The sequence below is a fragment of the Methylobacterium sp. WL7 genome (assembly GCF_008040085.1).
GTDB classification, from domain to species: domain Bacteria; phylum Pseudomonadota; class Alphaproteobacteria; order Rhizobiales; family Beijerinckiaceae; genus Methylobacterium; species Methylobacterium mesophilicum.
Genome location: NZ_VRVG01000089.1, coordinates 1 through 23840, shown reverse-complemented (window position 1 = coordinate 23840; position 23840 = coordinate 1). Strand labels below are relative to the sequence as shown.

The following is a 23840-nucleotide window of genomic DNA, read 5'->3' as shown; positions in this document are numbered from 1 at the left end:
CCTAAAAATCCAATAATACTGTAGCATTGGTCAATATTGGTGTATTAATTAACGTTATAAACTCTATCTAACGCGGATAGTCATTATTATATACCACATTTATTTACGTCTTGGCGGAGTCTGTCCTTACGATCTGCAATGCGGTCCGTTCGTGAATGGGCGGACATCTGCGGCTTCCTTTCCCACGGAGACATTTATGCGCAGAATTGTCACCTTCGCTCTGGCAACACTTCTCTCCGTCGGCGCCGCGCAGGCCGACCGTCTCGACGACATCAAGAAGGCCGGCGTGCTGCGGGTCGCGGCCTTTGACAGCAACCCGCCCTTCGGCTTCGTCGATCCGAACACCAAGCAGATCGCCGGCCTCGACGTCGATTACGCAAAGGCGATCGCCGACAAGATCGGCGTGAAGCTGGATCTGCGCCCGACCAATCCGGCCAACCGCATCCCGTTGCTGACCTCCGGCAAGGTCGATCTGGTGCTGGCGAACTTCACCATCACGGAGGAGCGCGCCAAGCAGCTCGATTTCAGCATCCCGTACTTCGCCTCCGGCCAGCAATTCCTGGCCAAGAAGGGCACGCTCACCGCGCCCGAGCAGCTGAACGGCCTGCGCATCGGTGCCGACAAGGGCACCACCAACGAGATCGTCCTGCGCCGCGACTTTCCGAAGGCGACCGTGGTGGCGTTCGACGATACGCCCTTCGCCTTCGCGGCCCTGCGCAACGGCAACGTCCAGGCGATCACGCAGGACGGATCCAAGCTCGTGGGTCTGCTGGCCAAGGTTCCGGACAAAGAGAACTACGAGGTTCCGGCCTTCTCGATCTCGAACGACTATATCGGCGCCGGCATCCCGAAAGGTGAGACTCGCCTGCGCGCGGTGGTGGACGAGACGCTCCGGGAGTTGGAGGCCAGCGGCAAGGCGGCGGCAATCTACGACCGCTGGTTCGGCCCGAACACGACGCAGCCGCTGCCGCGCCTGTTCCGGATCGGCGACCACAGCTAGCCGACGGCGGTGAGCCTCTTCGGCGATCTACTGGCGCCGCGCTACCTGATCTGGCTGCTGCAGGGTTTCGGGGTCACCCTGGCCCTGTCGGCGTCCGTGTGCCTGGCCGGAACGGGGCTCGGCCTCGCTCTCTGCTGCCTGCGAGAGGCGGGGGGCAGGCTCGCGGGGGCGGGAACCACCGCCTTCATCGGCCTCATCCGGAACACGCCGCTGCTGGTGCAGCTGTTCTTCTGGTACTTCGGCGCCGCCGCGCTGATGCCGTCCTGGCTCACCGTCTGGCTGAACAGCCCGCACGGCCTCGCCCTGGGGCCGGCCGCGCTGCACTGGCCGGCCTACGAGACCCTGTCCGGCTTCCTCGGGCTGACGCTCTACGCCGCCGCCTACATCGCCGAGGAATGCCGCGCCGGCCTCAACGGCGTGCGGCCCGCTCAGCGGGAGGCCGCCTTGGCCCTCGGCCTGACAGATCTCCAGGTCTTCCGCCACATCGCGTTGCCGCAGGCCCTGCGGATCGCCTGGCTGCCGGTGGTCGGCCAGTACCTCGACACGATCAAGAACACGTCGCTGACCATGACCATCGGCCTGGCCGAGCTGTCCTACGCGTCCCGGGAGGTGGAGACGGAGACCTTCCTGGCCTTCCAGGCCTTCGGCATCGCGACGCTCCTGTATGTCGGCGCGGTGGCGGCTGTGGAGGCGGCCGGCCACGCCCTGGCGCGCCGCGACCCGGCGAGGGCCGCCCGCCGGTGAATGTTTCCGTGATCACCGACAATCTCGGCTACCTGCTCGCCGGCGCCTGGCCTGATGGCCCGGTCGGCGGGCTGATGCTGACGCTGATTCTATCGGCGGCCTCCGGCCTCGCCTCGGCGGCGCTGGGGCTCGCCCTCGGGATCGCGTTGGCGATGAGCGGCGGCCGGACACGGCGCGCCCTGAACCTGGGGCTCGGGCTGTTCCGGGCCGTCCCGATCGTGATGCTGATCTTCTGGAGCTACTTCCTGCTGCCGATCCTGTTCGGATTCGCCGTCCCCGAACTCGGGACGGTGGTCACGGCGCTGTCGCTGGTGGGGGGCGCCTACCTATCCTACGCGGTGGCGGCGGGGATCGAGAGCATCGGCCCCGGCCAGTGGGAAGCCGGGCTGGCGCTGGGCTTCGGCCGCTGGCAGGTGTTGCGGGTCATCATCCTGCCCCGGGCGCTGCCGGCCATGGCGCCGTCCTTCGTCAACCAGTGGACCGCGCTGATCAAGGACACCTCGCTCGCCTACGTGATCGGCGTGCCGGAACTCTCCTTCGTAGCGACGCAGGTGAACAACCGCGCCATGGTCTACCCGGCCGAGATTTTTTTGTTTGTCGGCGCCGTCTACGGATGCCTTTGTCTGGTGCTCGATCGGCTTGCCGCGCTGGTGGCACCGCAGCGTCGCCGGCCGCGGGCGGGCAGGGTCTGACAGGAACCTCCCATCCTCGTCTCAACGCGACTCGGATGGGTCGTCGCGGGCGCAGCGCGACCGCCTTTAAGGGGGTGAAGAGCCAACACCGTGCCGGATCGGGGCAGGGGCTCGCCATCACGGTCTACGGAAGATTAAAGCGAACCGTCGAAATGTCCCGATCGTCGGACGGCCCGTGGGCCGGCCTCTGTGTGCGTCGAGGATGTTGCGTATGGGTTGCGTCGCGGTCAGCAACGTCGTCCCCTTCCGGCGGATCGCCCCCGCCTCCGCGGCAGGCGAGCGGGATGCCCGCAACCGCCGCCGCAGCGAGCAGCGCTCCCTCATGGACGCGGTCTACGCCACCGGCAGCATGATCGTCGCCGCCGAGGATCGTGAGATCAAGCTCACAGCGTCCCGCCTGCAGGTCTACGGCTTCCTGACGATCGAGGAGGTGACCGAGGAAGGCGGCATGCGGCGCCTGCGCCCCTCGGAGGCGATTCGCGCGCGCTCCGAGCGCCCGTGGCGCCTGTCGAAGCCGGCTTTCGGCAGCGCCGTGACGATCCCGAGTCTCGACGACTTTTTGTTCGAATCGGCCGGCCAGCCGTTCTGAGATCCTGAACGATCGAAAAGACCCGGCCGCCGCGCACGACTGCGCGGCGGACATGGCTGTCGTGTTGCTTTGATCGGTCGGCCGACCCGTCTCGCCGCCCGGCCTCCGCGGGCATGTCCTGGCGGAAACCGCCTTCGCCCCGCCCGATGCACATCGGTAAGCCCGTGGTCGCCCGCGCCCGGAAGCCGCGCTGCGCTCAACGCCGAATCGCCCCGACCCGGCCCGATCCCACGGGCGAATGTGTCGCGATCGGCTTGCCTTCCGGGGCCGCCCGTAGTATCCGCCCGGCCTTCGCGACATTTCGATGGGTGCTCGCACCCTGTGAACGCGGTGACCGCGCGGGCGTCTCGGACGCCGCAAGCGCGGTCTATACCATGAGCCGGGGACATCAGATCCCCATCAGGCGTCGTCCGCCGGGCAATACCGCCCGTGTGCGGAAACCCGCCTGAAACAAGGAGTCACGCACGTGATCCAGATGCAGACGAATCTGGACGTCGCCGACAACTCGGGTGCACGCCGTGTGATGTGCATCAAGGTTCTCGGCGGGTCGAAGCGGAAGTATGCCGGCGTTGGCGATGTCATCGTCGTGTCGGTGAAGGAGGCGATCCCGCGCGGTCGCGTCAAGAAGGGCGACGTCATGAAGGCGGTCGTCGTTCGCACGGCCAAGGCCGTGAAGCGCGTCGACGGGTCGGTGATCCGCTTCGACAAGAACGCTGCGGTCCTGATCAACAATCAGAAAGAGCCGATCGGCACCCGCATCTTCGGACCGGTGCCGCGCGAACTGCGCGCGCGCAACCACATGAAGATCATCTCGCTGGCGCCGGAGGTGCTGTGATGGCAGCCAAGATCAAGAAGGGCGACAAGGTCGTCGTACTCACCGGTCGCGATTCCGGTCGCTCGGGCGAGGTCATTCAGGTTCTGCCGAAAGAAGGCCGGGCTTTCGTGCGCGGCATCAACCTGGTCAAGAAGCACCAGAAGCAGACCCAGAACCAGGAAGGCGGCATCATCTCCAAGGAGGCCGCCATCCAACTCTCGAACATCGCGGTCGCCGATGCCAACGGCAAGCCGACCCGCGTGGGTTTCCGCATCCTCGAAGACGGGCGCAAGGTCCGATTCGCCAAGAGCACGGGGGATCAGATCGATGGCTGAGGCCGACAAGAACGCCTACACCCCGCGCCTGCGCAAGCACTACGACGAAGTGGTGCGCCAGAAGCTGATCGAGGAGTTCGGGTACAAGAACCCGATGCAGGTCCCGCAGATCGAGAAGATCGTCATCAACATGGGCGTCGGCGAGTCCACCGCGGACTCCAAGAAGGCGACCGTGGCGGCCGGCGACCTCGCGCTCATCGCCGGCCAGAAGCCGGTGATCACCCGGGCCCGCAAGGCCATCGCGACCTTCAAGGTCCGCGAGGGCATGCCGATCGGCTGCAAGGTGACGCTGCGCAAGCAGCGCATGTACGAGTTCATGGATCGCCTGATCACGATCGCGCTCCCGCGCGTCCGCGATTTCCGCGGCCTGAACCCGCGCTCGTTCGACGGCCGCGGCAACTACGCCCTGGGTCTCAAGGAGCACCTCGTGTTCCCGGAGATCTCCTACGACAAGGCCGAGCAGATGTGGGGCATGGACATCGTCGTGGCGACCACCGCCCAGACCGATGCCGAGGCCAAGGCACTGCTCGCCGCCTTCCAGTTCCCGTTCCGGCAGTGAGGCCCTCGCGCCTCATACGCGGACACCGGAGATAGACCACATGTCGAAGAAAAGCTCAGTCGAGAAGAATGAGGCCCGCAAGACGCTGGTGAAGCGTTTCGCGGCCAAGCGGAAGGCGCTGCTGGACATCGCCAACAACGACGGCCTCGAGATGGAGGAGCGCTTCGAGGCGCGCCTCAAGCTCGCGGAACTGCCGCGCAACTCGTCGGCCACCCGCATCCGCAACCGCTGCGGCATGACCGGACGTCCGCGCGCGTTCTACCGTAAGATGGGCATCTCGCGCATCGCGCTGCGGGAGCTTGGCAACCGGGGCCTGATCCCCGGCCTGGTCAAGTCGAGCTGGTAAGGAGGTCCCCATGGTCAACGATCCCGTGGGTGACATGCTCACCCGTATCCGCAACGGCCAGCTGCGCCGTCGCAACGTCGTCCAGACGCCCGGCTCGCGCCTGCGCGCCAACGTCCTGAACGTGCTGAAGTCCGAGGGCTATATCCGCGACTACGCGGCGACCGACCTCGGCAACGGCCGCACCGAGTTCGCCATCGAGCTCAAGTACTACGACGGCCGCCCGGTGATCCGCGAGATCAAGCGCGTGTCGAAGCCCGGCCGTCGGGTCTACTCGTCTGTCGGTGATCTGCCGCACGTGGCCGACGGCCTCGGCGTCACCATCGTCTCCACACCGCAGGGCGTCATGGCCGACCACGAGGCGCGCGAGCGCAACGTCGGCGGCGAAGTGCTCTGCACCGTATTCTGATCGGGACGGAGGAGGTTATCCCATGTCTCGCGTAGGTAAGAAGCCCGTTCCCGTTCCGGCCGGCGTCACCGCCACCGTCACCGGTCAGACGGTGAAGATGAAGGGCTCCAAGGGCGAGCTGCAGTTCGACGTCCCCACGCTGGTCAGCGTGGAGATGAAGGACGGAGCAATCTCGGTCGAGCCGATCAACCAGTCCAAGCCCGCGCGCTCCCTCTGGGGCACGTCGCGGGCCCAGATCGCCAACATCGCCGAGGGCGTGTCGAAGGGCTTCGAGAAGAAGCTCGAGATCACGGGCGTCGGCTATCGTGCGGCGATGGCCGGCAAGGCCCTCAAGCTGTCGCTCGGCTACAGCCACGACATCGAATACGCGATCCCCGCCGGGATCACGATCGTTACCCCGAAGCCCACCGAGATCACGATCACCGGGATCAACCGCCAGCAGGTCGGTCAGGTCGCCGCTGAGATCCGCGATTACCGCGGACCCGAGCCCTACAAGGGCAAGGGCGTGAAGTACGCGGGCGAGTTCATCTTCCGCAAGGAAGGCAAGAAGAAGTAAGGAGGGCATCATGTCTCGCAAGCTCGAAGCCCTCGATCGCCGCAAGGCGCGCGTCCGTCGCGCGCTGCGGGCGGCCGCCAACGGCCGTCCGCGGCTCTCGGTGTTCCGCTCGTCGAAGCAGATCTACGTGCAGGTCATCGACGACGTCGCCGGCAAGACGCTGGCCGCCGCCTCGTCGATCGACAAGGCACTCAAGGGTGAACTCAAGACCGGCGCCGATGTCGCCGCCGCCAAGGCGGTGGGCAAGCTCGTCGCCGAGCGCGCCAAGGCCGCGGGCGTCACGAAGGTGATCTTCGACCGCTCCGGCTACATCTACCACGGCCGCGTCGCGGCCGTCGCCGAAGCCGCCCGCGAGGGCGGCCTGGAGTTCTGAGGAACTCTCTCCGCGCGGCGTGATACCCGCGCGGCCATTCCCTCCCGTTTCCGGCGAGGGGAATCGAGCGAGCGGGTCCGAGGATCCGCGCTAGTGAGATAGGTTAGACAACATGGCACGTGAACGGGAAGGTGGGGGCCGCGGCCGCCGCGACGAGCGCGAGGAGCGCGACAGCGAATTCGTGGACAAGCTCGTCCACATCAACCGCGTCGCCAAGGTGGTGAAGGGTGGCCGTCGCTTCGGCTTCGCAGCCCTCGTCGTCGTCGGCGACCAGAAGGGCCGCGTCGGCTTCGGCCACGGCAAGGCCCGTGAGGTGCCAGAGGCGATCCGCAAGGCGACCGAGGCGGCCAAGCGCGGCCTGATCCGGGTGTCGCTGCGTGAGGGTCGGACCCTGCACCACGACGTCAACGGCCGCCACGGCGCCGGCAAGGTGATCCTTCGCGCGGCTCCGCAGGGTACCGGCATCATCGCCGGCGGCCCGATGCGCGCCGTGTTCGAGACGCTCGGCATGCAGGACGTCGTCGCGAAGTCGCTCGGCTCCTCGAACCCCTACAACCTCGTGCGCGCCACCTTCGAGGCGCTCAAGAACGAGGACAGCCCGCGCTCCGTGGCGGCCCGCCGCGGCATCAAGGTTTCGAGCCTCCAGGCCCGTCGCCGCGACGCCGATCCGGCCGATCAGTCCGAAGCTGCGGTCGCGTAAGGGGAGGGTCCGATGGCACAGAAGACCGTCCGTATCGAGCAGATCGGCTCGCCGATCCGCCAAGAGGCCAGCCAGCGCCAGACGCTGATCGGCCTGAAGCTCAACAAGCTCCACCGCGTGTCCGAGCTGGAGGATACCCCCTCCGTGCGCGGCATGATCCGCAAGGTTGCGCACCTCGTGCGCGTCCACGGCGACGTGGCGTGAGGAGGCACCGATGAAGCTCAACGAGATCAGCGACAATCCCGGCGCAACCAAGAATCGGATGCGCGTCGGTCGGGGCATCGGCTCCGGCAAGGGCAAGACGGCCGGCCGCGGCGTGAAGGGTCAGAAGGCCCGGACCGGCGTGTCCATCAAGGGCTTCGAGGGCGGTCAGATGCCGCTGCATCGGCGCCTGCCGAAGCGCGGCTTCAACAACCTCTACGCCCAGGATCTGAACGAGGTGAACCTCGGCCGGATCCAGGAGGCGGTGGACGCCGGCAAGCTCGACAAGGCCGCGACCGTCACGGTCGATAGCCTCGTCACCGCCGGCATCATCGCCCGGGCCCGCGACGGCGTGAAGCTGCTCGGCGTCGGCGAGCTGACCGCGAAGCTCAGCTTCGAGGTCACCCGCGCTTCCAAGTCCGCCATCGAGGCGGTCGAGAAGGCCGGCGGCTCGGTGAGCGTCGCGTTCGCGACCGGCGTTTCGCATCGCGGCGGCGCAAAGGCCGAGGCGACGGCCTGACGGCCGGCATGGGCGTGACGCGGGGCCCCGTTGCACGGTCCCCGCGCACCCTTTAAGCCGATCCTTCGAGCGGCGGCCCTGCGACCACGCGGGCCGCCGTTTTCAATTCATCCGGGCGCCGTTCGCCCGGCGACACTCCCAGGACGCGACGCTTATGGCCTCAGCCGCCGAGCAGCTTGCCGCCAACCTCAATTTCGGTGCCATCGCCAAGGCCGATGAGCTGAAGAAGCGCATCTGGTTCACGCTGGGCGCCCTCGTGGTGTTCCGGCTGGGCACCTACATCCCGATTCCCGGCATCGATCCGGAGCAGTTCGCCCGGAACTTCCAGCAGCAGGCCGGCGGCGTGCTCGGGCTGTTCAACATGTTCTCCGGCGGTGCCGTCGAGCGCATGGCGATCTTCGCCCTCAACATCATGCCGTACATCTCGGCGTCGATCATCGTTCAGTTGCTCACCTCGGTGATCCCGAGCCTGGAGGCCCTGAAGAAGGAGGGCGAGTCCGGCCGCAAGGTCATCAACCAGTACACCCGCTACCTCACGGTGGTGCTGGCGCTGGTCCAGTCCTGGGGCATCGCGATCGGACTTCAGAGTTCGTCCGCTGCGATCGATCCCGGCCCGTTCTTCCTGGCTTCGACGGTGATCACGCTGACCGGCGGCACCCTGTTCCTGATGTGGGTCGGCGAGCAGATCACATCGCGCGGCATCGGCAATGGTTCGTCGCTGATCATCTTCGCCGGCATCGTCGCCCACCTTCCGGTGGCGATCGCGGGCGCCCTCGAGCTCGGCCGCACCGGCGCGCTGTCACCGATCATCATCCTGGGCGTCGCCGTGGCGGCCGTGGTGCTGGTCTACTTCATCGTGTTCATGGAGCGCGCCCAGCGCCGCCTGCTGATCAACTACCCGAAGCGCCAGGTCGGCAACCGCATGTACGAGGGGCAGACCTCGTTCCTGCCGCTGAAGCTCAACACCTCGGGGGTGATCCCGCCGATCTTCGCGTCCTCGCTCCTGCTCCTGCCGGCCACCGCGGCGAGTTTCTCGGCCAACGGCGGCAGCACGGGCTGGCTGGGCACCGTGACGGCCTATCTGGGCCACGGCACGCCGCTGTTCATGGCGCTCTACGCCGCGCTGATCATCTTCTTCACGTTCTTCTACACCGCGGTGGTCTTCAATCCGCAGGAGACGGCCGACAACCTGAAGAAGCATGGCGGCTTCATACCGGGCATCCGTCCGGGCGAGCGCACCGCCGCCTTCATCGACAAGGTGCTGACCCGCATCACGGTGATCGGCGCCCTGTACCTGACCCTCGTCTGCCTCTGCCCCGAGATCCTGTCGTCCTACGCCTCGGCGAGCCTGGGCTTCGGCGGCACCTCGCTGCTGATCGTGGTCTCGGTGACCATGGACACGGTCGCCCAGATCCACGGCCACCTGATGGCGCATCAGTACGAGGGCCTAGTGAAGAAGGCCAAGCTGCGTGGCGCCTCGACCACGCAACGCCGCCGCTGAGCCTGCTACAGAAGCGGGACGCCGCCGCCGGCGCGCCCGCCTCTGACCCCAAGGTCCGGATGCCTAAGGGCACAGGACCGGCTAGAAAAACACGAGACGGGCGATGCCGGGGAGGCTTCGCCAACCGCCGCTTGTGCCCGTAGAGAGTCGGGCCGGACGAGGACAACGCCATGCGCATCATTCTGCTCGGCCCCCCCGGCGCGGGGAAGGGCACGCAATCCGAGCGGATCGTCGAGCGCTTCGGCATCCCGCAGCTCTCCACCGGCGACATGCTGCGTGCCGCGGTCGCCGCCGGCACGCCGGTCGGCCTGGAGGCCAAGGCCGTGATGGAATCCGGCGGGCTGGTCTCCGACCGGATCGTGGTGGGCATCGTCGCCGACCGGATCGAGGAGCCGGACGCAAAGCGCGGCTTCATCCTGGACGGCTTCCCCCGCACCGTAGCCCAGGCCGAGGCGCTGGCGACCATGCTGTCCGGCAAGGACATGAACCTGTCCGCGGTGGTCGAGCTCAAGGTCGACGAGGACGCACTGGTCGGGCGGATCCAGAAGCGCGCGGCGGAAACGCTGGCGCGTGGCCAGGCGGTGCGCAAGGACGACACCCCCGAGGTGTTCAAGCAACGCCTGGAGGCCTACCGGGCCCTGACCGCGCCGCTGTCGGATTACTACGCCAAGACCGGCCTGCTCCACACCGTAGACGGCATGCAGCCGATCGATACCGTGACCACGGAGATCATGGCGGTGCTCGAACCGCACGCGGAACGCGTCGCGTCCTAACCAATACAGCCGGCACGCCGCATCATTCGGCGGCCGGCATTTTGATGAAGTCGAAGCGCGCGAAGCCGACGCTCAAGCAGCAGGCTGAGAGTGGTTCGATCCACCTTCCATCGCGTAGACCTTAGGTTGGCGCAACGGTAATGATCGACGATGGTGTCAGCGCCGTCATCCTTGGAGGAAGATCACGATTCTTCGACGGTACGGAGCGTGTGCAGCTCCGTGTTCCAACGAGCTTCGGAGAATTTTGGAAGGCAATCGGCGCCGATTCGAAGCGAGGCGCTGGGGCATATCCAGCCCACAGTTAGGTCGTTTCAAGCAGCTTGCCGGCATACCTCACGATCCCCATCGAGCCATGCCAGAGCGCGGGCGAGGTGGTCGGGATCAAGGACGTAATCCGATTGCGCTGGCCGACTCGGATCGAGGGCCTTGCCGTAGCAGACGCCGTAGCGATGACCGCGCGCCGCTGCGAGGTCGAGATAATACGGATCGGTGAACGTTTCCGGGGCGAGGTATAGAATGCGCGTCCCTGGCGCGCAGAACAGCGTATTCACCATCGCGGCGCCCATGCAGCCAACGACGCGCTCTGCACACGAGAAGGTCGCGACCTGTTCCCGCGCTGAGATCCCCTCAGGATCAATCGGTTGGTAGCCGCGGGCATGTAGAGTCCTGCAAAGGTCCGCCCATCCGATCGGGACCCGGCCGTGATCGCGTCGGCGGATCACGAACAGATGGGTCGGACGGCGCGGGGGCGATCGCCACCATCGCCGGTCCAGGCGACGCATCATCGTGATGGCCCGAACGGATAGGTCTGCGAGAGCCTGGGGATGCTTCGGGCCAGGCAGGCCAGCCACCGGCGAGGCAAAGTAGAGGTCCTCGGCCCGGTAAGTCGTATCCGGTCGCAGCAGACGAATTGTGACGTCCCGCCGTCCGAGGAAGCTCCGGAGTAGCTCGATCCGCATCCGGTCGGTCGCCGGGACGAAACCGTGCAGCAACAGGCAGATGGGTCTGCGGAGGCGGGACAGGCAGTCCACTGCCAGAAGGCGCGGCAGGTCTTCCGCCAGCCAATGTCCCCAGTTGAAGGTCCCGGAGGATGTCATCAGGAGATAAGCGCAGGTCCTCGGAAGGGTCTTGGTCGGCCCGTTGGCTCCCTGTTGCGGGGGCGTGACGAGATCGAAGGGCCGGAAGGTCTCGAACAGAAGCAGCGTTTCGCCGTCGCGGGTGACCGTGATGCTCCGGTCGCGGATGCTCGCATGGTCGATCCGAACCAAGACACAGGCCGGCGCGACCGCCTGGACGCCGCCACCGAAGGCGAAAGCCCTATCCAGCTTCGGCCGGAGTGCGGGATCGGCGAAGATCGCGTCCGGATCGAGAGTGCGGCTGTAGCTGGCCGGATCGTAGAGGGTCGCGACCGGAACGATCTCTGGGGTCGGCGTTGCGTGCAGTCGATGTAGCATATCCGGATCACCAGGAAAGCCGCCCGACGCATAGATCGTTGGATCGCAGGAAATGTAGCGCGATGCACACATGGAATCATGCGGATCGATCCGCTTGTAGCTCAAGATATCCTATGTGAAACGCCGACCGTTCTTAAGGTCAAGCAGAAAATTCTAAGCACTACGCCGTCATAAAATACACAATTTTTGATGCAGATATCTATATATGACTATTTATCGCAGCAGCATATCAAAATACTATAACAGTTGATTCCTATATGTGTAAAAAAAATGAAATTTAGATCCAAAATTAATTCTGGTTCTTGCGATCCACGAGGAGGGAGCATGCAGCTACTCGACACGGTGACCACGCAGATCATGGCGGTGCCGGAACCGCACGCCGAGCACGTTGCCTCCTGATCGCGAAGGCCGGCACGGGGCAGCTTCAACCTGCCGGCGACTACCGGACGACAGGTCTCTCAGCCACGTGTTGCGCCACGATCCTAGAGGCTTCGAGACACGAGCAGGCGATACTGGCGGGACAGCGTCGACAGGCCGACCGGCCCCGCGGTGCGACGCGACGGCCCGGTGGAGTCGCCGCCGGACGCGTTCCCGTCATCGATCCGGCCTGCGCGCGGTACTCCGACGACGTGTCCAAGATCTGATCGCACCCCGCGTGGAACGCCGTCTCGAAAGACGGATTACGGACGATCGGAGCGTCCGTTGAACCATGGGCCCATTCGGAGGTTGAGGGCGGAACACGATCGGGAGTTCCGATGACCGCTCTCCGTATCCCCGCAAACCTCCTGCTTCTCGCCCTTGCGCTCGCGCCCCTGCCGGTGGCGGCACAGAGCCCGGCGAAGTCCTTCGTGTACGGAGAGAAGCAGTTCCGGCACGCGTGCCGGCCGCCTCTCAAGTACGCGGCGGGGGCGTGCGTCCGCCGCTGCCCGGCCGGTTACCAGACGATGGGCGGCTATTGCCGGTATCGAAGCCAGCGCTTCCGTTGAGGCGGCGGCGTCAACGATCCACCCGGCGCTCCGCCCGCAGCGCCCCGAAGAAATTGACCACGTCCATCGGCAGCGCCCGACGGCCGAACAGGCGGGTGGGGTTGCCGTCGGTGCGGCCGTCCCGCAGTTCGACCATCGCGGTCAGGACGTTGTAGCGGAACACCATCCGGCGGCCCGCGAAGACGGCCCAGAGCAGGCCCGGGCCGTCATGCTCAGCCTGGAGCGCGATCGAGCCGGGCTCGGCCTCAGTGAGGATGCCGCCAACCACCGCCAGGATCACCGGGACGACCTCCTCGGCATTCTCCTCGGCCGCCCTCAGGACGGAATCGGCGAAGGCCCGCAGGGTGGCGCCGTCGCTGGTCAGAACCGACATCTGTGCTCCCTGAATGATCCCGGTATGGTCCGCGCGTGACGCATGGCGGCGCGGCCGATCGTTCACCGGTCGTTGACATCTGGTCCTGCGCACGCTAGCAGGCCGTCCTTCGTCCAATCGATCGCTGGTCCGAGGTGCCCTGTCCAGGGCCGCCCCAGGGCCACGTTGTCGTTTGGCGCGCGCAGGGGCCGGCCTCCACCGGACGCGCGCGGTTACCGCCCGTATCATCGGGCCTCAAATGGAGCGTGCTCATGGCCCGTATTGCAGGCGTCAACATCCCGACCAACAAGCGCGTCGTCATCGCGCTCCAGTACATCCACGGCATCGGCTCCAAGAAGGCCGAGGAAATCACCCAGAAGGTGAACATCCCCGCCGAGCGTCGCGTGAACCAGCTCACCGACGCCGAGGTGCTGCAGATCCGCGAGACGATCGACCGCGACTACATCGTCGAGGGCGATCTGCGCCGCGAAGTCTCGATGAACATCAAGCGCCTGATGGATCTCGGCGCCTATCGCGGCCTGCGTCACCGCAAGCAGCTGCCGGTCCGCGGCCAGCGCACCCACACCAACGCCCGCACCCGCAAGGGCAAGGCGAAGCCGATCGCCGGCAAGAAGAAGTAATTTTTTGAAGTTGGAAGGCCGTGCTCCGCTCGGCCTTACTTCCGTCGCGTTGGTGTCCTGCGAGGGATCCCGCATCGGGCCGGACCGCCCCGCACGGGCGCGCCGGCCAAGTCCCAGAAAGAATCCCGAGCGCCTGGAATTACGGGCGCGCTTGAAGGAAAAGTGAGACCCGAATGGCCAAGGAACCGCAACGCGTCCGCCGGCGCGAACGCAAGAACATCGTGTCGGGCGTCGCCCACGTGAACGCTTCGTTCAACAACACGATGATCACCATCACGGACGCGCAGGGCAACACGATCTCGTGGTCGTCCGCCGGCGCGATGGGCTTCAAGGGCTCGCGCAAGTCGACCCCGTACGCCGCCCAGGTGGCCGCCGAGGACGCCGCCCGCAAGGCCTCCGAGCACGGCATGCGCACCCTCGAGGTCGAGGTGTCCGGCCCGGGTTCGGGTCGTGAGTCGGCCCTGCGCGCCCTCCAGGCCGCTGGCTTCACGGTCACCTCGATCCGCGACGTGACCTCGATCCCGCACAACGGCTGCCGTCCGCGCAAGCGTCGTCGGGTCTGAACCGAACGGTTTGACGGAGAAGCTCATGACGGGATCGAAGCCGCTTCCGGGCGTGCTGCGTTGGAACCTCGGCGACCTCACGGTCACCGCGCTCAACGACGGCTGGTTTCAGGCCAGCCTCGATCTCGTCACGGGGATCCCGAAGGACGAGGCCGGCAAGCTCCAGGTCGCGGGGTTCCGCACCGAGCAGCCCAAGATCACGCTGAACGCCTTCCTGATCACCGGCGCAGGCCGCAAGCCGGTGCTGATCGATACGGGCTACGGCGACTTCGCCCCGGTGGAGACCCTGGGGCGGTTCAGCGCAGCGTTGGCGCTCACCGGCGTCAAGCCGGAGGCGATCGAGACCGTTCTGGTCACGCACCTGCATCCCGACCATGTCGGCGGTCTGGTGACGAACGGGGCGGCCCGGTTCCCGAACGCCGAGATCGTGGTCCACGCCGACGAAGCGGCCCACTGGCTGCCGGACGACGCGCTCTCGCGGGCGCCGGACGAGGCCAAACCGTACTTCGAGGGCGCCCGCAAGGCGGTGGCGCCCTACGCCAAGCAGATGCGCGAGCATCGCGGCGGCGAGGTCCTGCCGGGGATCACGGCGGTCCACCTGCCGGGCCATACTCCAGGGCATTGCGGTTTCCGCATCGTCTCCGGTGGACAGTCGCTGCTGATGTGGACGGACGTGGTGCACCTGCCCGCGATCCAGTTCAAGAACCCGGAGGCGGGAGTCGGATTCGACGTCGATGGTGACCAGGCGCGTGCGACGCGCAAGGCCATCATGGACGAGGTGGCGCGCGAGCGGACCTTCATCGCGGGTGCGCACCTGGAATTTCCGGCACTGGGCTACGTGGATCGGGACGGGGCCGGGTACAGCTTCGTGCCGGCCCTCTGGGTCGGTGGCGAGTAACGGACTTTGAATTCAGGGACCGTTCGGGGCGCCAGGGGGCGGCGCCGGGCGGCCGAAGCGCGGGAACGGATGTCGCGGATCCCGAGCATGGACGAGAGGTAGGATCGTGGTCATTCAGAAGAACTGGCAGGAACTGATCAAGCCGAACAAGCTGCAGGTCTCGACCGGCGACGACCCGAAGCGGGTCGCCACCGTCGTGGCCGAGCCGCTCGAGCGCGGCTTCGGCACCACCCTGGGCAACGCCCTGCGCCGGGTGCTCTTGTCCTCGCTCCAGGGCGCGGCCGTGACCTCGGTGCAGATCGACGGCGTGCTGCACGAGTTCTCCTCGATCCCGGGCGTCCGCGAGGACGTCACCGACATCGTCCTGAACATCAAGACCATCGCGATCCGTTCGCAGACCGATGCGCCCAAGCGCATGACCCTGCGCAAGACCGGCCCGGGTACCGTCACGGCCGGCGACATCGGCACGGTCGGCGACATCCAGATCCTGAACCCGGAGATGGTGATCTGCACGCTGGACGACGGCGCCGAGATCCGCATGGAGTTCACGGTCGCCACCGGCAAGGGTTACGTCCCGGCTGAGCGCAACCGCCCCGAGGACGCGCCGATCGGCCTGATCCCGGTGGACGCGCTGTTCTCCCCGGTGACCAAGGTCAGCTACCGCGTCGAGACCACCCGTGAGGGCCAGGATCTCGACAAGGACAAGCTGACGATGACGATCGAGACCAACGGCGCCGTGGGCCCGGAGGATGCGCTCGCCTACGCCGCGCGGATCATCCAGGACCAGCTACAGGTCTTCGTGAACTTCGAGGATCCGCGAAAGGAAGAGGCCGCGCCGCTCGCGCCGCAGCTGCCCTTCAACCCGGCGCTGCTCAAGAAGGTCGACGAGCTGGAGCTGTCGGTCCGTTCGGCGAACTGCCTGAAGAACGACAACATCGTCTACATCGGCGACCTGATCCAGAAGTCCGAGGGCGAGATGCTGCGGACCCCGAACTTCGGCCGCAAGTCGCTCAACGAGATCAAGGAAGTGCTTGCCGGCATGGGCCTGCACCTCGGCATGGACATCCCCGGCTGGCCGCCGGAGAACATCGAAGATCTCGCAAAGCGCTTCGAAGAGCACTACTGAGGCGAAGCGGCGTCGGGCCGGACGGGCGGCGCTGTAAGGCGCCGACCGTTGGGCCGGTGCAACTACGGAACTTCGCAGGCATGACGCGAAGTCCCAAAGAGATCCCGCCGCGGGGTTACGCGGATAACAACAGCCTCGATGAGGCACCCGGCCGTACCGTGGCACGGCGGCCGAGATGAGAAGGAAGCCAGAACCATGCGTCACGGGTATCGCGGTCGCCGCTTCAACCGCACGGCCGAGCATCGCAAGGCGATGTTCGCCAACATGTCGGTCGCCCTGCTGAAGCACGAGCAGATCGTCACCACCTTGCCGAAGGCCAAGGACCTGCGTCCCGTGGTCGAGAAGCTTGTCACCCTCGGCCGGATCGACAGCGTCCACACCCGCCGTCTCGCCATGGCGCAGCTGCGCGACGGCGACATGGTCAAGAAGCTCTTCGCCGTGATCGGCCCGCGTTACCAGGGCCGTCCGGGCGGCTATCTCCGCATCATGAAGGCGGGCTTCCGCAAGGGCGACAACGCCCCGCTGGCCGTGATTGAGTTCGTCGATCGCGACGTCGAGGCCCGCGGCAAGGATTCCGGTCAGGTTGTGGTCGCCGAGGCGGCCTGAGCTAAGCGCCATCGATCGAACGGAAAGAAGCCGTCCCGGGACCATCTGGGGCGGCTTCTTCATGTTCGCGCGGGGCTCAAAAAAGAACCCGCCGGCTTGCGCCGACGGGCTTGAAGCAGGGTCTACGTTTCGAAGCATCGCGAGAGTTCGCCCTAGCGGTCAGTGTCGGCCTGACCGGGAACTCGACCGCGCCGCGGTTCCGAAACCTCTATCCCTGCTGATCCTTGTTGGGTGGATCGTCCTGATCCGGGTCGGCCTCGCGCCGACTGCCTGGGAAGATACCGTGATTGCTCATGGTTCACCTCCACGTTCGTAACCCGGAGCATGACGGCTCCGTGGGGGGTCAATGAGCCGGCAACAGGGTGGTTCCCGAAAATTTCGGTGCCTCGGGGCCAGGGATAGGGCTTTCCCCTAGAAGTGCGGACAGCGACGTCACTGCTCCAGGGCTTCAGCGCTGCACCATTTCGATTGTCCGGCCCCGTCATTGCGAGCGCAGCGACGCAACCCAGGGCAGCGCGCGTTCCAAAAACGTGGCGGATCACGTAGCTGCTTCGCTACGCTCGCAATGACGGTTTGGTCACGCCCGCCCCGGGTCAGACCCGTCCAGCAGCGCCGAGACGCGGATCGCCAGGTCGGCCGAGCGGAATGGCTTGGTCAGCACCGGCAGATCGTCCGGGATCTGCATCGCCTCCGCGTGGCCGGTGAGGATCAGCACCGGCAGGCTGGGGTCGCGGTCGCGGATCTCGGCGGCGAGTTCGATGCCGCTCATGCCCGGCATGGCGAGGTCGGCGACGATCAGGTCGAAGCGGCCGGGCGCGAAGGACCGCAGCGCGGCCTCGCCGTCGCCGGCCTCCGTCGCGTCGTGGCCGAAGCCCGCCAGGAACGAGGCGGTGACGTGCCGGACCTGCGCGTCGTCGTCGACCACCAGGATCCGCGCCGAACGGGCCGCCACCGGGGCGTCGTCCTGCGCACCCGCCATCTGCTCAGGCGCATCGGTGGCGAAGGGGAGGGCGAGTTCGACCCGCGTGCCCCGGCCGACCTCGCTCTCGATGGCGAGCCGGCCCTTCGATTGCTGGGTGAGGCCGAACACCATGGCGAGCCCGAGACCCGTGCCCTGGCCCACCGCCTTGGTGGTGAAGAACGGCTCGCAGACCCGGCGCAGGATCTCATCCGGGATACCGGTGCCCTCGTCGGTGACACTGATGCCGAGATAGGAGCCGTCGGCGATCTCGGGATCGCCCGCGATGTCGAGGCGCCTGGTGGCCACCGTGATGGTGCCGCCGTCGGGCATCGCGTCCCTGGCGTTGATGCACAGGTTGAGCACGGCGAGTTCGAGCTGGTCCGGATCGACCTGGACGGCGGGAAGGCCTTCGGTCAGGTCGGTGCGGACGCTGACCAGCCCGCCGAGGCTGCGGCCGAACAGGTCGCTCATACCGCCGATCAGGGCGTTGACGTCGGTGGCCCGGGCCTGGAGGTCGTGGGCGCGGCTGAAACTCAGCAGGCGCTTGGTCAGGGAGGCGCCGCGCTCGGCCGCGCCGCGGGCGTTCTCGATCAGGCGCTGCACCCGCGGCAGGTCGGCGACCTTGGGGGCGGCGAGTTCCAGGCTGCCGAGGATCGCGGTGAGAAGGTTGTTGAAGTCGTGCGCGATGCCGCCGGCCAGGGTGCCGAGCGCCTGCATCTTGTCGGATTGGCGCAGCCGGGCCTCCAGGGTCCGCTGCTCGGTCACGTCCCGCTCGATCACCGCGAGATGACTGATCGCACCGCCCGCATCGCGGATCGGCACCCGGGTGACGTGGCTCCAGAGTTCTGCGCCGACCGGGCCGTCGCTGGTCAGGCTCTCGGCCACGGCCCCGGAGCGGATCGCGGCGGTATCGGCCTCGGCTACGGCGCTGCCCTTCGCGCCGAGCAAGTCGCCCTCCCGCTGCCCGAGACAACCCGAGACGTCCCGGCCGAGCTGGGCCGCCTTGCGGGCGTTGAGGCGCACGAAGCGCCCATCCGCATCCTTGAAGCTGATCGCGTCCTGGGCGTGGTCGAGGAGGCCGCGCAGCAGGGCCCGCTCGGTCGCGAGGTCGCGGCCGAGCCGGTGGCGCTCGAAGGCCTGCCGGACCGTGGAGCGCAGCAGGCTCGCGTCCCAGGGCTTGGTGACGTAGCCGACGATGCCGCCGCGGTTGAGCGCCGCGATCACCGCGGTGATGTCGGCATAGCCGGTGAGCAGGATCGCCTGGGCGTCGTGGAAGGCGCGCGCCTCGGCCAAGAGCGCGTCGCCGGTGAGGCCGGGCATGCGCTGGTCCGACAGCACCACGGCGATGTCGGGCTCGGCGTGCAAGATCTCGAGCGCCTCGTTCGGGTTCGAGGTCGTCAGCACCCGGTAGGAATCCTCGAACAGGTCCTCGAGGGCGATCAGGATATCCGGCTCGTCATCGACGGCCAGGATGGTCCCGCGGGGGCCGTCGAACCCGGCCCCGTTCTCGTAAAGGGAATGCGTATCCGTCACCGAACCGGTGTCCATCGCAGCGGGGAATACTCGTCCTGCCGTGCCTTCACTCATGCGCTGGCCGCCTGCCGCGGAATCCCGATCACGAAGCAGGCTCCCCCGTCCGGCGCCGCCTCCACGGTGAGCGAGCCGCTATGCGCCTGAACGACGCTGTAGGCAATCGCAAGACCCAGGCCGGTGCCTGAACCCACGGGCTTTGTCGTGAAGAATGGCTCGAAGATCTTTTCACGGATGTCTTCCGGGATGCCAGGACCAGTATCGCTGATACGGATCTCGTCGACCTCCGGATTCGACAGGGTATCGATTCGGATCCTGCCCCCCTCCGGCATGGCGTCGGCGGCGTTGCCCAGGATGTTCATCACCACCTGGTTGAGCAGCGCCGGGGTGCAGTGGATCTCGGGACGGCCGGCGAAGCTGCGCTCCACCGCGATCCGGTCGCCGAGCTTGTGCTGGATCAGCGCCAGCACGGTCTCGATCGCCTCTGGCACGTTGACCAGGGCCCGTTCGCCCTCGTCGAGGCGCGAGAACTTGCGCAGGTTGAGCACGAGATCCTGGATCCGGGTCAGCCCCATCCGCATCGAGCCGACCCGCTGGCGGGCCTTGTCGAGGGCGCGGGAAGCCGCCTCCGGGGCGGCGCTCGGCAGTTCGTTGAGCAGGCGCTCGACCGTGCCCTGGTGCGCCAGGATGAAGGCGAGCGGGTTGTTGATCTCGTGGGCGATGCCGGCGACCAGCTCGCCGAGCGAGGCCATCTTGGCGGCCTGGACCAGCTTGGCCTGCGCTTCGGTGATCTGCCGGTTGGCGTCGGCGAGATCGCGGTTGGCGCGCTCCAGGGCATCGGCGAGGCGGGCGCGGGCCTCGGAGGCCTCGGCCTCGGCGCGGGCGCGCTCCACCGCCCGCTCGCGCTCGCCGAACTGGCCGGCGATGCGGCGGTCGTCCTCCTCCAGCAGGCGGCGGCGGACGAAGCCGCGCACCCGCAGCGCCAGAACCTCGGCATCGGTCTTCGAGACCACGTCGTCGGCGCCGGCCGCGAAGGCTTCGACCAGAAAGTCCTTGGCCGGGTCGCTGCCGGCGATGCCGACGAGGTGGAAGCCGGCCCCGGCGGCCTGCCCGGAGCGGCGCTGGCTGATCGCCCGGCAGAGGGTGAGGCCGTCATAGGCGTGGCCGAGCAGGTCGACGGTCACGCAGTCGAACGCATCCTCGCCGACCCCGTTGAGCGCATCGAGGGCGGCCTCCGGCCCGTCGGCGGTGGCGACGTGGTGGCCCTCCTGCCCGAGCAGGCCCGCCAGGAAGGTCCGGTAGGTCAGGCTGCCGTCGATCACGAGGATCCGTCCGCGCCGGAACGCGGCGGCGCCCGGCCCCTCGCCCTCGGCGGAGGGCCGGCGCTCGCGCAGCAGGGCGCGGATGCGCAGGATCATCAGGTCGCGGTCGGCGGATTTCGGTAGGTAGGCGTCGGCGCCGCTCTCCAGGCCCTTGCGCTCGCCGCCACCGCCGCCGGTGAGCATCAGCACCGGCAGGGCCCGGGTGCGCAGGGACAGGCGCATCTGGCGGATCAGCTCGTCGCCGTCCATGCCGGGCAGGTGATAATCGGCCACCACGAGGTCGGGCTGGGTGCGGTTGAGATGGTCGAGGGCGGCCTCGGCCGAGGGGCAGCGCTCCACCGCGAAGCCGTTCGCCTCAAGCAGGAGGCGCAGTTCCAGGGCCTGCGTCTCCGAATCCTCCACCAGCAGGATCCGGGCGGGCCCATCCTGGGCGCCGGCCTCGCTCCGGCTCACGGCCGCGCCCCGGGATCGGCAAGCCGCAGGACGTGGTCGCCGATCCGGTCCAGCGGCAGGATCGCGCGGGCGGCCCCGAGCCGCACCGCCGCCGCCGGCATGCCGTAGACCACCGCGGTGCTCTCGTGCTCGGCCACGGTCTGGGCGCCGGCCCGGTGCATGTCGGCGAGGCCGACCGCCCCGTCCTCGCCCATGCCGGTGAGCAGCACGCCGATCCCGGCAGGTCCTAGCTGACGGGCGAGCGAGCGGAACAGCACCGTGGCGGCCGGGCGCTGGCCGGAGACGGGCTCGGTCGCGACCACCCGCATCACCCGGCCGGAGCCGATCTCCAGGTGGCGGTCGCCGGGCGCCACGTAGACGCGGCCGGGCTCCGCGCGCTCCCCGTCCTGCGCCAGCGAGACCGGCAGGGCCACGACGCTGTCGAGCCAGGCCGCGAAGCCCTCCATGAAGGCCGGGCCCATATGCTGGACCACCAGCACCGGCAGCGAAAAGTTTTTGGGTAGGGCGCCGATCACCCGGGCCAGAGCCGGCGGCCCCCCAGTCGAGGCAGCAATAGCGAGTAAACTCGGCGCCTGCCCCGCCGCCTCGGTCGGTGCGGCGAAGGAGGCCAGGCCGGTCCGGCCGGCCCATTCGGCACCGATCGGCCGCCGCCGGATCACCGGGACCTGGGCCATGATCCGCAGCTGCGTGCAGATCTCGCCGGCTACCGCCTCGTAGCCGGCATGGGTGGTGGCCACGGGCTTCTCGACCACCGACAGGGCGCCGGCGCGGAGCGCATTCATGGAGATCCGGAGCGAGGAATCCTCCACCGAATCGGCGATCACGACGATCGGGGTCGGCTGCTCGGCCATGATCCGGCGCGTGGTCTCGAGACCGTCGATACCGGGCAGGCGGATATCCATGGAGATCACGTCCGGCCGCACAGCCTGGAGGGTGGCCAGAGCCTCCTCGCCGGAGGGCACCGCGGCAACGAGTTCGAGCCGGGGATCGCGCGACACGATATAGCGCAGCAGCTCGCGCACCACGAGGCTGTCCTCGACGAGCATGACCCGGACGGGCGTCATAGTAGCTGTCCGATCGTGTCGAGCAGTTGGCGCTGGTCGAATTTCTGCTTGGTCAGGTAGGCGTCCGCGCCCAGGTCGAGGCCGCGGGAGACGTCGGCCGCATCCCCGCGCGAGGTCATCAGGATCGTCGGGAGCCGGGCGAAGCGTGTGTCGGCGCGCAGGGCCTTGAGCAGGCCGAACCCGTCGAGGCGCGGCATCTCCACGTCGGCCAGCACAAGGTCGATGGGCTCGATCTCGGCGCGCAGCCGATCGAGGGCGTCCTGACCGTCGACGCAGACGACCACGCGGTAGCCGGCGGCTTCCAAGATGCCCTTCTCCAAGGTCCGGGTGGTGATCGAATCGTCGACGACGAGGATGGTCGCCCGTGCGGCGGCGCGGGGCGCGGTCGTCGAACGTGGAGCCTGCGCCATCGTTCCGGCCGAAAGGCCCGGCGTCATCGACGCGGCCCGGGCGGCGAGGCCGTCGGGGTCGAGGACCAGCACCGGCACGTCGCCGGGCAGCACGGCCGTCCCGGCGATCAGGCCGGGATCGGCCCCGAAGGCCGGAGCCGGCAGGACCAGCAGCGCGCGGACATCGTGCAGGCGGTCGACCCCGAGGGCGAAGCGGCCGCCGCCGGCCCGCAACAGCACCGCGGTCAGGATCGTCGGGTCCTGGCCGGCGGCATCCGGGGCGGCGGGCGCCTGCCCCAGGATCTCGGTGAGAGCGGTGACCGGATGGTTCGTCGCGGCGTCGTCCGCGCCGATCCGCAGGATCGTCCGCCCTAGGGCGACGGGCAATCCGGCGCGGTCCATGCGCAGCAGCCGCTCCACCGAACCGCCGGGCAGGGCATAGGTCCGCCCGGCGGCCTCGACCAGCAGCAGGCTGCGCCGGGCCGCGGAGAGCGGCAGGCTGAAGACGAGCGCGGTGCCGGCGGGCTCGCGGGGCTCCAAGCGCACGCTGCCGAGCAGCTGGCGGGCGGCGTCGGCGGCCACCGAGAGGCCGTAGCCCCGACCCGACAGGGTGTCGACCGCCTCCGCGGTGGAGAAGCCGGGCTCGAACACAAGGCGCAGCAGGTGCTCGGGATCGGCCTCCTCTCCCGGCGCGAGCAGGCCTCGGGCGCGGGCGGTGGCGGCGATGCGGGACAGGTCCGGCCCCGGCCCGTCATCCGCGACGGTGACCCGCAGACGCGCACCGCGCACGGCCACCTCCAGCCCGAGCGCCAAGGCCTCGGGCTTGCCGGCGGCGCGGCGGACCTCCGGGCCCTGCCAGCCGTGGCTCAGGGCGTTGCGCAGGGCGTGGAGCAGCGGGTCCTTCAGGGCCTGGAGCAGGCCGCGTTCCACCGGCAGGTCGAGGCCGCGCAGGTCGAGATCGACGTCGCGGCCCTGCTCCCGGGCGGTCTCGCGGATCGAGCGGGCGAGGGGCCCGAGCACGGTCTCGGCCGGCACCAGGGCGAGGCGCTCGGCCTCCGCGCGGACCCGGAGCGCGGCGCCCTCGACGGCGCTGGTGGCGGCGGCCTGGCGGCGGGACAGCTCCGCGGCCTCCCGGGCGAAACCACCGAGACGCGCCGCCAGCGCGCGCAGATCGGCCGCGTCCGCATCGGATCTGGCGGCCAGCGCCTCGGCGCCGGCCCGCATCTCGCGGGCGAGCCGGGCGAGACGCGCCAGGCCCTCGGCGGCGGGGGCCTGCGCCGCGAGGGTGCTGGTCAGGTCGTGGCTCGCCCGGGACAGGGCCTCCACGGCTTCCCCGGGCACGCGCAGGATCGCGGCGCCGGATTCGGCGGGCTCGGGGGACGGCGC

Annotated in this window: 28 protein-coding genes; 22 read left to right on the top strand and 6 right to left on the bottom strand. The window is 68.1% G+C overall.

Annotated elements, in window-relative coordinates; genetic code table 11:
- Nucleotides 1–196: 196 nt before the first annotated feature.
- The 16 genes from FV233_RS20080 to FV233_RS20005 all read left to right on the top strand — a co-directional run bounded on the left by FV233_RS20080 (nt 197) and on the right by FV233_RS20005 (nt 10109).
- Nucleotides 197–1000 (top strand): ABC transporter substrate-binding protein, encoded by an 804-nt coding sequence (locus tag FV233_RS20080; protein ID WP_147853158.1) that lies wholly within the window; start codon nt 197–199, stop codon nt 998–1000.
- 9 nt (nt 1001–1009) lie between these two features.
- Entirely contained in the window at nt 1010–1744 is a 735-nt protein-coding gene (locus tag FV233_RS20075) for an amino acid ABC transporter permease (protein WP_147853157.1), read from the top strand.
- A gap of 8 nt (nt 1745–1752) precedes the next feature.
- Entirely contained in the window at nt 1753–2436 is a 684-nt protein-coding gene (locus FV233_RS20070; RefSeq protein ID WP_246690039.1) for an amino acid ABC transporter permease, read from the top strand.
- 211 nt (nt 2437–2647) lie between these two features.
- Nucleotides 2648–3025: a hypothetical protein gene (locus tag FV233_RS20065; protein ID WP_147853155.1), complete on the top strand. Its 378-nt coding sequence runs from the start codon at nt 2648–2650 to the stop codon at nt 3023–3025.
- 466 nt (nt 3026–3491) lie between these two features.
- Entirely contained in the window at nt 3492–3860 is a 369-nt protein-coding gene (gene rplN / locus FV233_RS20060) for a 50S ribosomal protein L14 (protein WP_007557579.1), read from the top strand.
- Nucleotides 3860–4174, top strand: a complete 315-nt coding sequence (gene rplX / locus FV233_RS20055) for a 50S ribosomal protein L24 (protein ID WP_007557581.1) — start codon at nt 3860–3862, stop codon at nt 4172–4174. Before rplN ends, rplX begins: the two co-directional genes overlap by 1 nt.
- Nucleotides 4167–4733, top strand: coding sequence for a 50S ribosomal protein L5 (gene rplE, locus FV233_RS20050; protein WP_147853154.1), 567 nt, complete (start codon nt 4167–4169; stop codon nt 4731–4733). Before rplX ends, rplE begins: the two co-directional genes overlap by 8 nt.
- Before the next feature lie 40 nt (nt 4734–4773).
- Entirely contained in the window at nt 4774–5079 is a 306-nt protein-coding gene (gene rpsN / locus FV233_RS20045) for a 30S ribosomal protein S14 (protein WP_147898534.1), read from the top strand.
- A 10-nt stretch (nt 5080–5089) separates the two neighbouring features.
- Entirely contained in the window at nt 5090–5485 is a 396-nt protein-coding gene (gene rpsH / locus FV233_RS20040) for a 30S ribosomal protein S8 (RefSeq protein ID WP_007557585.1), read from the top strand.
- A gap of 22 nt (nt 5486–5507) precedes the next feature.
- Nucleotides 5508–6041 carry a 50S ribosomal protein L6 gene (gene rplF, locus FV233_RS20035; RefSeq protein WP_147898533.1) on the top strand — a complete coding sequence of 178 codons (534 nt, stop codon included), beginning with the start codon at nt 5508–5510 and terminating at the stop codon, nt 6039–6041.
- A 10-nt stretch (nt 6042–6051) separates the two neighbouring features.
- Complete coding sequence (gene rplR / locus FV233_RS20030) at nt 6052–6414, top strand: 50S ribosomal protein L18 (protein WP_010686176.1); 363 nt, start codon at nt 6052–6054, stop codon at nt 6412–6414.
- A gap of 112 nt (nt 6415–6526) precedes the next feature.
- Nucleotides 6527–7114 (top strand): 30S ribosomal protein S5, encoded by a 588-nt coding sequence (gene rpsE, locus FV233_RS20025; protein ID WP_007557588.1) that lies wholly within the window; start codon nt 6527–6529, stop codon nt 7112–7114.
- A 12-nt stretch (nt 7115–7126) separates the two neighbouring features.
- Complete coding sequence (rpmD, locus tag FV233_RS20020; protein ID WP_007557591.1) at nt 7127–7318, top strand: 50S ribosomal protein L30; 192 nt, start codon at nt 7127–7129, stop codon at nt 7316–7318.
- A 10-nt stretch (nt 7319–7328) separates the two neighbouring features.
- Complete coding sequence (gene rplO / locus FV233_RS20015; RefSeq protein WP_147853151.1) at nt 7329–7835, top strand: 50S ribosomal protein L15; 507 nt, start codon at nt 7329–7331, stop codon at nt 7833–7835.
- 154 nt (nt 7836–7989) lie between these two features.
- Nucleotides 7990–9336: a preprotein translocase subunit SecY gene (gene secY, locus FV233_RS20010; protein ID WP_058192231.1), complete on the top strand. Its 1347-nt coding sequence runs from the start codon at nt 7990–7992 to the stop codon at nt 9334–9336.
- A gap of 170 nt (nt 9337–9506) precedes the next feature.
- Nucleotides 9507–10109, top strand: coding sequence for an adenylate kinase (locus FV233_RS20005; RefSeq protein WP_147853150.1), 603 nt, complete (start codon nt 9507–9509; stop codon nt 10107–10109).
- A gap of 311 nt (nt 10110–10420) precedes the next feature.
- Here FV233_RS20005 and FV233_RS20000 read toward each other — a convergent pair whose 3' ends face one another.
- Complete coding sequence (locus FV233_RS20000) at nt 10421–11668, bottom strand: glycosyltransferase 61 family protein (RefSeq protein ID WP_147898532.1); 1248 nt, start codon at nt 11666–11668, stop codon at nt 10421–10423.
- A gap of 650 nt (nt 11669–12318) precedes the next feature.
- Between FV233_RS20000 and FV233_RS19995 the strand changes: the two genes are divergently transcribed.
- On the top strand, nt 12319–12549 hold the full coding sequence (locus FV233_RS19995) for a hypothetical protein (protein ID WP_147853148.1): 231 nt from the start codon (nt 12319–12321) through the stop codon (nt 12547–12549).
- A gap of 10 nt (nt 12550–12559) precedes the next feature.
- Here the strand turns inward: FV233_RS19995 and FV233_RS19990 are convergent, their stop codons facing one another.
- The gene (locus FV233_RS19990) at nt 12560–12922 is read right to left on the bottom strand and encodes a hypothetical protein (RefSeq protein ID WP_147898531.1); all 363 of its coding nucleotides are present in this window, start codon (nt 12920–12922) and stop codon (nt 12560–12562) included.
- Nucleotides 12923–13173: 251 nt separating this feature from the next.
- On the opposite strand from FV233_RS19990, the gene rpsM reads away from it, so the two are divergent.
- From rpsM to rplQ, 5 genes are all read left to right on the top strand, one after another.
- Nucleotides 13174–13542, top strand: a complete 369-nt coding sequence (rpsM, locus tag FV233_RS19985) for a 30S ribosomal protein S13 (protein ID WP_147853146.1) — start codon at nt 13174–13176, stop codon at nt 13540–13542.
- A 173-nt stretch (nt 13543–13715) separates the two neighbouring features.
- Nucleotides 13716–14105: a 30S ribosomal protein S11 gene (rpsK, locus tag FV233_RS19980; protein ID WP_007557606.1), complete on the top strand. Its 390-nt coding sequence runs from the start codon at nt 13716–13718 to the stop codon at nt 14103–14105.
- A 25-nt stretch (nt 14106–14130) separates the two neighbouring features.
- Nucleotides 14131–15003 carry an MBL fold metallo-hydrolase gene (locus FV233_RS19975; RefSeq protein WP_147898530.1) on the top strand — a complete coding sequence of 291 codons (873 nt, stop codon included), beginning with the start codon at nt 14131–14133 and terminating at the stop codon, nt 15001–15003.
- Between the two features lie 106 nt (nt 15004–15109).
- On the top strand, nt 15110–16129 hold the full coding sequence (locus tag FV233_RS19970) for a DNA-directed RNA polymerase subunit alpha (protein ID WP_147853144.1): 1020 nt from the start codon (nt 15110–15112) through the stop codon (nt 16127–16129).
- Between the two features lie 195 nt (nt 16130–16324).
- Nucleotides 16325–16735, top strand: a complete 411-nt coding sequence (rplQ, locus tag FV233_RS19965) for a 50S ribosomal protein L17 (RefSeq protein ID WP_147853143.1) — start codon at nt 16325–16327, stop codon at nt 16733–16735.
- 577 nt (nt 16736–17312) lie between these two features.
- On the opposite strand, the gene FV233_RS19960 is transcribed toward rplQ, so the two are convergent.
- From FV233_RS19960 to FV233_RS19945, 4 genes are all read right to left on the bottom strand, one after another.
- Complete coding sequence (locus tag FV233_RS19960; protein ID WP_238262837.1) at nt 17313–19244, bottom strand: response regulator; 1932 nt, start codon at nt 19242–19244, stop codon at nt 17313–17315.
- 35 nt (nt 19245–19279) lie between these two features.
- Entirely contained in the window at nt 19280–21001 is a 1722-nt protein-coding gene (locus FV233_RS19955) for a response regulator (RefSeq protein ID WP_147898529.1), read from the bottom strand.
- Nucleotides 20998–22065, bottom strand: a complete 1068-nt coding sequence (gene cheB / locus FV233_RS19950) for a chemotaxis-specific protein-glutamate methyltransferase CheB (protein WP_187278174.1) — start codon at nt 22063–22065, stop codon at nt 20998–21000. Before cheB ends, FV233_RS19955 begins: the two co-directional genes overlap by 4 nt.
- Nucleotides 22062–23840 (bottom strand): response regulator (locus FV233_RS19945; RefSeq protein WP_147898528.1); only part of this gene is annotated, 1779 nt, incomplete at its 5' end. The genes cheB and FV233_RS19945, both read right to left, overlap by 4 nt.

Excerpts from the sequence above, each read along its gene's own strand:
- FV233_RS20080 (WP_147853158.1), top strand. The coding sequence starts at position 197 with ATGCGCAGAATTGTCACCTTCGCTCTGGCAACACTTCTCTCCGTCGGC.
- FV233_RS20065 (WP_147853155.1), top strand. The coding sequence starts at position 2,648 with ATGGGTTGCGTCGCGGTCAGCAACGTCGTCCCCTTCCGGCGGATCGCC.
- rplX (WP_007557581.1), top strand. The coding sequence starts at position 3,860 with ATGGCAGCCAAGATCAAGAAGGGCGACAAGGTCGTCGTACTCACCGGT.
- rplE (WP_147853154.1), top strand. The coding sequence starts at position 4,167 with ATGGCTGAGGCCGACAAGAACGCCTACACCCCGCGCCTGCGCAAGCAC.
- rpsN (WP_147898534.1), top strand. The coding sequence starts at position 4,774 with ATGTCGAAGAAAAGCTCAGTCGAGAAGAATGAGGCCCGCAAGACGCTG.
- rpsH (WP_007557585.1), top strand. The coding sequence starts at position 5,090 with ATGGTCAACGATCCCGTGGGTGACATGCTCACCCGTATCCGCAACGGC.
- rplF (WP_147898533.1), top strand. The coding sequence starts at position 5,508 with ATGTCTCGCGTAGGTAAGAAGCCCGTTCCCGTTCCGGCCGGCGTCACC.
- rplR (WP_010686176.1), top strand. The coding sequence starts at position 6,052 with ATGTCTCGCAAGCTCGAAGCCCTCGATCGCCGCAAGGCGCGCGTCCGT.
- rpsE (WP_007557588.1), top strand. The coding sequence starts at position 6,527 with ATGGCACGTGAACGGGAAGGTGGGGGCCGCGGCCGCCGCGACGAGCGC.
- rpmD (WP_007557591.1), top strand. The coding sequence starts at position 7,127 with ATGGCACAGAAGACCGTCCGTATCGAGCAGATCGGCTCGCCGATCCGC.
- rplO (WP_147853151.1), top strand. The coding sequence starts at position 7,329 with ATGAAGCTCAACGAGATCAGCGACAATCCCGGCGCAACCAAGAATCGG.
- secY (WP_058192231.1), top strand. The coding sequence starts at position 7,990 with ATGGCCTCAGCCGCCGAGCAGCTTGCCGCCAACCTCAATTTCGGTGCC.
- FV233_RS20005 (WP_147853150.1), top strand. The coding sequence starts at position 9,507 with ATGCGCATCATTCTGCTCGGCCCCCCCGGCGCGGGGAAGGGCACGCAA.
- FV233_RS19995 (WP_147853148.1), top strand. The coding sequence starts at position 12,319 with ATGACCGCTCTCCGTATCCCCGCAAACCTCCTGCTTCTCGCCCTTGCG.
- FV233_RS19990 (WP_147898531.1), bottom strand. The coding sequence starts at position 12,922 with ATGTCGGTTCTGACCAGCGACGGCGCCACCCTGCGGGCCTTCGCCGAT.
- rpsM (WP_147853146.1), top strand. The coding sequence starts at position 13,174 with ATGGCCCGTATTGCAGGCGTCAACATCCCGACCAACAAGCGCGTCGTC.
- rpsK (WP_007557606.1), top strand. The coding sequence starts at position 13,716 with ATGGCCAAGGAACCGCAACGCGTCCGCCGGCGCGAACGCAAGAACATC.
- FV233_RS19975 (WP_147898530.1), top strand. The coding sequence starts at position 14,131 with ATGACGGGATCGAAGCCGCTTCCGGGCGTGCTGCGTTGGAACCTCGGC.
- rplQ (WP_147853143.1), top strand. The coding sequence starts at position 16,325 with ATGCGTCACGGGTATCGCGGTCGCCGCTTCAACCGCACGGCCGAGCAT.
- FV233_RS19960 (WP_238262837.1), bottom strand. The coding sequence starts at position 19,244 with ATGGACACCGGTTCGGTGACGGATACGCATTCCCTTTACGAGAACGGG.
- cheB (WP_187278174.1), bottom strand. The coding sequence starts at position 22,065 with ATGACGCCCGTCCGGGTCATGCTCGTCGAGGACAGCCTCGTGGTGCGC.